At 49.6% G+C, this 8,541-nt stretch carries 9 protein-coding genes; 7 read left to right on the plus strand and 2 right to left on the minus strand.

Going from position 1 to position 8,541, the window contains the following annotated elements:
* Positions 1 to 20 precede the first annotated feature (20 nt).
* Positions 21 to 506 carry a hypothetical protein gene (locus CVT49_12975; GenBank protein PKK82589.1) on the plus strand — a complete coding sequence of 162 codons (486 nt, stop codon included), beginning with the start codon at positions 21 to 23 and terminating at the stop codon, positions 504 to 506.
* 143 nt (positions 507 to 649) lie between these two features.
* Entirely contained in the window at positions 650 to 862 is a 213-nt protein-coding gene (locus CVT49_12980) for a hypothetical protein (GenBank protein ID PKK82590.1), read from the plus strand.
* 196 nt (positions 863 to 1,058) lie between these two features.
* Here CVT49_12980 and CVT49_12985 read toward each other — a convergent pair whose 3' ends face one another.
* The gene (locus CVT49_12985; GenBank protein PKK82591.1) at positions 1,059 to 1,244 is read right to left on the minus strand and encodes a hypothetical protein; all 186 of its coding nucleotides are present in this window, start codon (positions 1,242 to 1,244) and stop codon (positions 1,059 to 1,061) included.
* Between CVT49_12985 and CVT49_12990 the strand changes: the two genes are divergently transcribed.
* The 5 genes from CVT49_12990 to CVT49_13010 all read left to right on the plus strand — a co-directional run bounded on the left by CVT49_12990 (position 1,244) and on the right by CVT49_13010 (position 7,286).
* The gene (locus CVT49_12990; protein ID PKK82592.1) at positions 1,244 to 2,809 is read left to right on the plus strand and encodes a radical SAM protein; all 1,566 of its coding nucleotides are present in this window, start codon (positions 1,244 to 1,246) and stop codon (positions 2,807 to 2,809) included. The two genes, CVT49_12985 and CVT49_12990, sit on opposite strands and share 1 nt — an antisense overlap.
* A 134-nt stretch (positions 2,810 to 2,943) precedes the next feature.
* Positions 2,944 to 3,474, plus strand: a complete 531-nt coding sequence (locus CVT49_12995) for a hypothetical protein (GenBank protein PKK82593.1) — start codon at positions 2,944 to 2,946, stop codon at positions 3,472 to 3,474.
* 254 nt (positions 3,475 to 3,728) lie between these two features.
* Complete coding sequence (locus CVT49_13000; GenBank protein PKK82594.1) at positions 3,729 to 6,374, plus strand: hypothetical protein; 2,646 nt, start codon at positions 3,729 to 3,731, stop codon at positions 6,372 to 6,374.
* Positions 6,375 to 6,411: 37 nt separating this feature from the next.
* Positions 6,412 to 6,801: a hypothetical protein gene (locus CVT49_13005; protein ID PKK82595.1), complete on the plus strand. Its 390-nt coding sequence runs from the start codon at positions 6,412 to 6,414 to the stop codon at positions 6,799 to 6,801.
* Positions 6,798 to 7,286, plus strand: coding sequence for a hypothetical protein (locus CVT49_13010; GenBank protein PKK82596.1), 489 nt, complete (start codon positions 6,798 to 6,800; stop codon positions 7,284 to 7,286). The genes CVT49_13005 and CVT49_13010 overlap by 4 nt, the downstream gene beginning before the upstream one ends.
* 286 nt (positions 7,287 to 7,572) lie before the next feature.
* Here CVT49_13010 and CVT49_13015 read toward each other — a convergent pair whose 3' ends face one another.
* Complete coding sequence (locus CVT49_13015) at positions 7,573 to 7,878, minus strand: RNA-binding protein (protein PKK82597.1); 306 nt, start codon at positions 7,876 to 7,878, stop codon at positions 7,573 to 7,575.
* Positions 7,879 to 8,541 lie beyond the last annotated feature (663 nt).

Genomic DNA, 8,541 nt, shown 5'->3' on the forward strand with positions numbered 1-8,541 from the left:
CTTTGCAAAAGGAATGAAAAATGAGAAGAATTATTGGCATATCACTGATAATAGGATTGTTATCCTGCGTCACGGCATTTGCGGGTACTCGCCCCGCCGGGTTTCACGGAGTAGGACCGAGAGTCGGGTTTACGATCAACCCCGATCAGATTCACATCGGCGGCCACATTGATTTCGGGGATTTGGCGGAGAATCTGATGATACTCCCGAATTTGGAAGTCGGTTTTGGCGAAAACCTGACCACGGTTGCCCCCTCTTTCGAACTTGATTACCGCTTCCGCTCCGACTGGGGAGCGTGGACTCCTTATCTGGGCGGCGGAGTCGGTCCGGTATTTTACTCGGCAAAGCACGGCGGCAGCTCATCCGAGCTCGGTCTCTATATGCAGTTTGGCATAGGGAAAGGTTCGGCCGGCAGTCAGGCTGGCCATTTCTTTATAGAAGGTAAACTCGGCCTGGTTGACGCCCCTGACTTCAAGGGTACTGTTGGCTGGACCTTTGGGCATTAGACTCTTGTCAGAGGCATTAAGAAAAGTGAGATCCAGGCGGGCCGACGATTCCGATTTGGAAATGCGGTTCGAATAAAAGCGAAAATGTCTAATTAGCGATCGAGGCATCGCAGTTCTCGACCGACTAAGTTGCCGGATTGCTGTTGGCTGATGTCGGGGATGCATCAGTCGGCAGCGATTCCAGGGCAATCAGAAAGGAGAATCCTATGCTGTGGACAATAGCTGTAATACTGTTGATTTTATGGGCGCTGGGCCTGTTGACAGGCTATTCGCTGGGCGGTTTTGTTCACATTCTGATAGTCATTGCCATTGTGGCAGTACTATTCAGAATAATTTCCGGCCGAAGGGTGATGTGACGCGGCACGCGACAGACAAGGAGCTTTTATGAAGACTATGACTATCGTCGGTATCGTTCTGATCGCGCTCGGCGTGATTGGGCTGATCTATGGCGGGATAACCTAAATCACCAGTCTACGGGATAAATCGACGCCATCTCAATCTTAGGAATTAATTCTTTTTTCAATCCTTTGGTTGATCGCGGCACATTCTAAATTACGTATAAATATTATGGGGCAAAACGATTTGCTCCGGAAGAGATCGTATCGAACCCGGAGTAAAATCGTTTAATTTCAGCAGCCCTAGGGGCGCGGATATACCCGGTGGGCCGGAGCGATGTTTTTCATTCGCTGATTCCGGGCCGACCCGGCTCTTTTTGGGTTCTATGAAACCGAGGTCCAATGCACAAGCTGAGAATCGGCATTATCGATCTGGTGGCCAAGGCCCCCACGCGAACGATGTGGATGCGCGTCATGGGTGCCAACTTCGTCAGCATTATGCCGCAAGTCGTGGCCACCTGGTGTGAAGGACAGGGCCATGATGTTACGCTGGTCACATATACCGGCCGCGAAAATCTTGTCAGGGAATTGCCCGGCAAGGTTGACTTTGTTTTTATCAGCTCTTTCACCGAAGCGGCTCTGCTGTCATACGCCCTCAGCAATTTGTTCCGATCACGGGGCGCCGTTACTGCTCTTGGCGGACCCCATGCCCGCTGTTACCCCCAGGACGCCCAGAAGTACTTTGACTACGTGCTGGGCTTCACGGACCAAACCCTGATTCTGGAAATCCTGCGGGATTGCACCCGGCACCGGCCGGCCGGCCTGCATCTTTCAGCCGAACATCATCCGGTTCAACTGCCGGGCGTGAGAGAGCGATGGAAATTCATAGAGCAGACTCTCCGCAAAGCGCCTGTAATCAAGATCGTCCCTCTCCTGAGCAGCCTGGGTTGTCCCTATTCCTGTGATTTCTGCATCGATGCCTCGGTACCTTACCAGCCGTTGGATCCGGAAGCAGTGAAAGCGGATCTGCGTTTTCTGCTGAGCAAGTTGAAACGCCCGCGGGTGGCGTGGCATGATCCGAATTTCGGGGTGCGTTTCGACAGTTGCATGGACGCCATAGAGGAGGCGGTACCGTCCGGTCGTATCGACTTTATCGCCGAATCGACCTTGTCGCTGCTTTCGGAGTCGCGGGTGAAACGCCTTAAGCGCAATGGCTTCAAAGCCCTGCTGCCGGGTATAGAATCATGGTTCGAGATGGGTAAGAAGTCTAAAACCGGGATAAAGACAGGGATGGATAAGGTCCAAATGCTTTCCGATCAGGTCAACATGATTCTGCAGTATATCCCCTATGTGCAAACCAATCACATTTTCGGGCTCGATCGTGACGAAGGAGCGGAACCGTTCGAACTTACCAAGCGGTTTCTTGATCTCAGTCCGGGGGCCTTTCCGGCCTACTCTATGCTTTCGGCGTTCGGCCAGGCGGCCCGGCTGAATCTCGAATTTCAGCGGGCCAATCGGGTCATGCCGTTTCCTTTTCATTTTCTCAGCAACATCCAGATGAACATCAAGCCGAAAAATTACTCATGGCTTGAATTTTATGATTATCTCATCGACGTGACCAAATACTCGTATTCTCCCCGCCTGATATTTCGACGGTTCCTGGCCAACGGCGAGACGATTCCGAGATGGCTCAATGTCGTTCGCGGGTTTTCCTCGGAACGTTTCGGGCGTATCAAATACTTCATGGAGATGCGGCGGCAATTGCAAACCGACCGGCAGTTCCGGAGTTTCTTCGAACAGGAGACAACTGAGATTCCCAAATACTTTGTGGAAACGATCCGCCGGGATCTCGGCGAGTTCTGGAATTGGCTGCCGGGCGGTGCCATCTGCCATGATCCCAACGCCTATCTCATGTCTACAGAAAAGACATGTGCCTCATGCGGCGTCCCGAGCGCCGGCATCGTTTGATGCCCTAACCGGCATCCGACACTTTACAATAATGGAAAAGCATGAACCGGAAAATAAAAGAACTAAGAATTTTCGAAATCCCAACGTATATTTGAAGTGTCATAATTTATTATAAAGGGAGGATGGACAATCCTATGAAATCTGTGTTATTAATTTTTCTGGCTGCATTTGCTATTTTTTTTCTAACCAGCCCGGCGTGGTCGCAGACAACTGAAAAGACCACGGGTAAAGGATTCGGGCTGCGTGCCGGTTACGGCACTAATCCTGATCAGTTTGTAATCGGAACCCAGGCAATACTTGGCAAGACTCTCGGATTTATGCGATTTGCACCAAGCTTTGACGTCGGATTTGGTGATAAGATGACAACTTACCTTGTTAATGCCGATTTTCATCTCCTTTCGTTTGCGCCTCCGGGTAGTCCGGCCGGTCTGTATTTCGGGGCGGGGGCATCAATTGCGGTTCTGGATGTGAATAAGGATGGAAGTGATACCGAAATCGGACTAAATGTGGTAACAGGTCTTACATTTCCCATGGGGCGTAAGAACGATTACAACATGGAAGTCCGTTTTGGCTTCGCAGACATGCCCGATCTTAGAATCCTTTTCGGAGTGTTGCTTGGCTCCAGATCCAAGCCGGTTTCATCTACCATCGAAATCAGGAGATAAAGGCGTCGTCACCTCTAACACTAATGGTCGTATTTATTCAAGTTTGGAAACGAGAAAGAAAGTTATCTTATATGAGTAGATTTTCCAGTGCATTAGCGAACAGGGTCGCAGGTGTGTTTTATATACTGCGCCGGAGATTATTAAAATCAGCTTTAGTCGGTTTGATTCTGGCCTCGGTGTTTTTCCACCCTGCTTCTGGCCAGACGGGATTTTTCCAGGAAATTAGGTACACGCTATCGCCCGTTGGAAGTGGAATGGCCTGGAACCATGGCTTGGGATTGAAAGATGGCTTCTTTTACGGGGGGAAACTGGGCATTGACTTCGGCCCGCTAATCGGTCTGGAGGCTTCCTATCTGACAAGCGGTAAATTGTGGACAACATTTTCTGAAATAGACCTGATCGATACGGCTGGCAGCACTATTCCTGATCACCGGGTAACGGTAAGGCGATTTGGTGGTGACTTGCTGATACGGTGGCCTTCGATGCGAATTGCGCCGTTTGTCAGGGTCGGCGGCGGTGTCATCCGATTTGAACCGGAGACCGGCCCCAATTCGGAGAAAATCGACGTTCGGTTCGGCGGTGGTTTTGATTACATATTATCAAATCGCGTGCGTACGCGGGCCTGGATCGAGATGAATCGCTTTCGTCTCGACCGGTACTCACTTGCGCCGGGAGGCGCCACAAGCGGATTATATCCCCTCGATCCGGATGCGGACAAAATTCGCAACAACCTGTCAGTTGGTTTAAGCCTTGATTACGCCTTGGGTCAAAGCAGGTTCCGTGCCGTCAGAACCGGAGAGCGACTCCACCCGTTTTCCGCATTAGAGCTGGAACCGCTTCTTGGCCGATTGGATTTTGGAGATTCCAGGCTGAATACTGTCACCGTTGCCGGGGCACGGATAGGCGGGGAGCTTAATCCATATGTGGGTTGGGGGCTTTTTTACTGGCACGCAATGGAATCCGATTTGAGCGATACACGCCCCCTCCAAAGTTACGGCGGTGAGGCCCGCTTCAATCTGGCTTCGAAAAGCGGTCCTCAACCTTACGTTACCATTGGCGCCGGTCAGTTTGATTTCCTGTCAAACTATTTCGATAATGAAGGTAACAAGCGCGACGACAGGACCGCTTTAATTCTTGGGGCGGGCATCCGCGCTGAAATTATTAATGGCATTCAACTCGATGCAGGCGTGCGCGATTACATGTATGGTGAAGGGCGGCTCGATCGCGTGTCAGGGACTGATGAAATCAGGCATAATTGGCTCCTCTCCGGCGCTTTGGTGTTTGGTATTGGCGGCCGCGGGAGCGACACGAAGCAGCGACCGACAATACCTCAGACATTGCCGAACAGTATCATCTCCACGTCATTGATGCAGGATACAACCGCAACTACGATGAAACAACTTGTATTCGATGATACAAGAACTGTTGTGGATCGGCCGCCCGCGCAGCGCACGCCAACCGGCTATGTCTCCGATAAAAATATTGTTATCCCGGTGCCTTTAGAGGGCGAAGTATATATTCGATATGGAACTCCTTCAAGTGATGTTTGGAAGAAGACGGTTGAAGGCGAGTTTGAAATTGAGACCGCCAAAATTGATTCTATTTCAGGTGGTGCGGAACAAGAACGCCGTTCAAAAGCTGACACGATCGTGAGTGAAACGGCAAAACCGGCGGCAATAGTTCCTGCCGAAATTTTCCTTCAGGCACCCGCGGGTGAGGATGCGCCCGTCTCGCGGCGCGAACTGGATTCTCTGCTGAACAAACTCACATCGGATATAGGCGCTATGCTTGCCGGGCAAATGGCCCCGCAGGCAATTCAAAAACCAGCGACCGAGACAACTGGTGTCGCAGCAGCAGAGGATTCTTTGCTGACTGCTTTGAGAGATGAACTTGCCAAAACTCAGCAGGAGCGGCAGCGTCTCGACTCGCTGCTTCGGGAAAAGACACTTACCGTGAGTCCTGAGCCGGATAGTGTGAATGCGCTGAAGATTCAGCAGGCCATTGCCGATCAGGTTGCGGCGGCGCTGGCAGCAAAATCTGAAGGCGCCGGAAAGGAGATCACGCAGACTGATCTCCAGAATATGATGACGACATTAGCGATTCACATGGATTCAGTCTCATCACATAGGGCAAAGATCGACTCGGCCCGGCTGCAGGATCAACTCCGGCTCGAGGTCATACGCCAGACAAAAAGTCAGGATGATTTTCAGCGGGCGCTTGAAGATTTCATGAGGCGCTATGGTCAGAGTCAGGACAATAAAACCATTCTGCCTCCTTCGATAATTGTTACGCAGCCTGCCCCTTCATCTCAGATCATCCCGCGCGAAGAACCGTCAACGGTGGTAATCAAACCTGACACGCAGTATGTAGTAATTCGGGACTCAACAGGTAAAGCTGGAACGGTGCTGCCGATATCTGATTTCGATGCCACCACGCCGCCGGCGGAAAAAGACTTCATTGATCTGCGGCCGTCAGGATATACTGGTTTTAGTCTGGAAAAACCAAAGCAATTCATACTTGGGAGCCGGTTGGATATTGGGCCGATTACGGCTAAAGAAGAGAGATTGCGACTTGTACCGGAATTCGCCCTGGGACTTGGCGGCGGCGGCGTCTCGGTAATGGCCGTCATGAACGTCGAGTATGCTATAGCGAACATCGAAAGTGGTGACTATCGAATTGTTCCTTATGCCCGCATGGGATTTGGCGTGCTTGGTTTCGGTGGAGATATATCGGAAAGAGATACGGAGGGCGTTCTTAATTTCACCTACGGTATCAGCATCGACCCCAGAAAAGCGGGCCTGTTTCGCGGCATAGGAAACCCTGCTGTTTTTATTGAGCATCAGATTATCGATCTGTTTGATCTTAACCGGGTTGTGCTGGGTTTCCAATGGTCGCGATAATTGTGCGCCGTCTGGATAACATATTTAGGGAGTTATTATGAAGATTCTTGTACCAACCGCCGGGTTTCCACCGGCCAAACAATCAGCTGATTATATTGTGCGCATTGCCAACAATTTGAGCGCTGATCTTGTTGTCTTGCATGTGTACTCCGGGACTAATCCGGAGCCGAATGCGAAAGCAGCGTTTGACGTGTTTGTGGAGACCGCTAATAAGGCTGGAATTAACGTTCAATCACGCGTCCAGCGCGGTAATATAGTCGATTCTATAATCTCGGTTGCAGAAAGCGGGGAATATGCGCTGATTATTATGGGGGCGAGTGCAGGCATTGGGTTGGAAGAATGGATCAGCTCACAGGTACTTCATTCGTCGCACCTCCCCGTTGTCGTCATTCCTCATGCCTTTCCAACGAAAGGAAAAACAAAGTGAGAATTGTTCTTGTAATTATTACAGTAGTTTTAGTAATACTGGCAATATTCACCGCCGCCAACTGGAGTGTACTGACTATCCCGACGCCTCTATCGTTTGTGGCCTTTTCTGTTGAAGGCCCTTTGGGCGTGATATTGCTTGGAGTAACACTAGGTCTTACATTGCTGATGGTGGCCTATGCACTCCTCCTGCGAACCTCATGGTTGGTGGAATCACGTCGTTTCAATCACCGGCTGGAGGAACAACGCGAGTTGGCTGAAAAGGCTGAATCTTCCCGAATTATTGCATTGCAGGAATTGCTTGAGCAGGAGTTCGAGGACATGAAAACGTCCTTACAGACGCTGAGTGCATCGGGCCTGGCCCGGATCGAGAGCGCCGAGAAAGCTCTTATCAAGACAATCGAGGAAAACAGTAATGGTATTGTTGCTCAGATCGGTTACATTGATGATAGAATAAAAGGCGGATCGGAATCATCCAATACTTAATCAGAACCAGAAAAAACCAACTCAATGTGACCTAATAGACCAAATAGCTGTTGGATGCAATCTCCAGCAGACAGAATTATTGATGAACTATTATATACTTGTCAATCACAATGCGCTCAGATATTTTCCGCGCGCCGACGCCGCTTGATGCTCAAACCGGTATCCGGCACTTCACACATAAATAAACTTATCAATAACCGGAAATAAAAAAAGGAAACCGGCCTGAAGCCGGTTCCCTCTGAATCTGATCCCGCGCCGAAAACGACACAGGTTTCAAAACATGCCTTTAGTACGGCTTACGATAGCGGTTGCTTCCGCTGTTGTTGCCGCCGCTGCTTCCGCCGCTCTGCGCGCGCGGTTTCGCCTCGTTGACATTCATCGCCCGTCCATTTAGCTCATGACCGTTAAGGCCGCTGATGGCAGCGTTGGATTCGTCTTTTCCGGACATCTCCACAAACGCAAAACCTTTGGGCTTCCCGGTGTACTTGTCGGAAATAATGTTGATAGTTGAAACTTCACCATAACCCTCGAAGGCCTGGCGTAATTGATCTTCTGTCGTATCGAACGACAGGTTGCCGATGTAGATATTCATCCTACACTCCGAATTTGCTTATCTTGAAGACAACTTCATCTCTATGGTGTTGGACACTTCAAGATAAACGATTAATTGCGCATCATCGCGCGATCAATTCGAGATTAAGCTTTAGCGGAGAGTTGTGGATTTAGGACAAGACTACGAAAAGGCTGAACTCAAATTAATATTGGTTTCTTCATTATACGCTGTGCCTTGCCAAATACCTACAACTATTTTTGGATAAAGCGGTTTATTTTAACGATTGTTTCCGGAGGTGAATCCAACAACCCGCCATTTACTTGTCATCTTATGATGTAACCTCTTGCGCGGCATGACGTGCCATAGATTCCCGCCACCCCTCCCAGCATATTAATTACACAAAATCCGCCATAATTATCTTAAATTATCTATTGTCGAACCAGCAATCTTTATTTATCTTTAACGAGTCGGAAAATAAATATGGAATAAAGAGATATTATACGGATGTAGTTCCGGGGTTCCGTCGATTCAGTTGCTGTAATCATTTTCGGGGGATTTATGGGTTATGCAATATATCTTTAGTAAATTAAAAGGGGCAAGTAATATACTGCTCCCCATTAATTGACAAGGATTGTTAAGAGAGTATCTTGTGGCTGATTTCACAAAGGAGATCAGTCATGAAGCGACGGCAATGGGATTCGA

The organism is candidate division Zixibacteria bacterium HGW-Zixibacteria-1, from assembly GCA_002838945.1.
Taxonomy (GTDB): Bacteria; Zixibacteria; MSB-5A5; order GN15; family PGXB01; genus PGXB01.

Excerpts from the sequence above, each read along its gene's own strand:
- CVT49_12975 (PKK82589.1), top strand. The coding sequence starts at position 21 with ATGAGAAGAATTATTGGCATATCACTGATAATAGGATTGTTATCCTGC.
- CVT49_12990 (PKK82592.1), top strand. The coding sequence starts at position 1,244 with ATGCACAAGCTGAGAATCGGCATTATCGATCTGGTGGCCAAGGCCCCC.
- CVT49_12995 (PKK82593.1), top strand. The coding sequence starts at position 2,944 with ATGAAATCTGTGTTATTAATTTTTCTGGCTGCATTTGCTATTTTTTTT.
- CVT49_13000 (PKK82594.1), top strand. The coding sequence starts at position 3,729 with ATGGCCTGGAACCATGGCTTGGGATTGAAAGATGGCTTCTTTTACGGG.
- CVT49_13005 (PKK82595.1), top strand. The coding sequence starts at position 6,412 with ATGAAGATTCTTGTACCAACCGCCGGGTTTCCACCGGCCAAACAATCA.
- CVT49_13015 (PKK82597.1), bottom strand. The coding sequence starts at position 7,878 with ATGAATATCTACATCGGCAACCTGTCGTTCGATACGACAGAAGATCAA.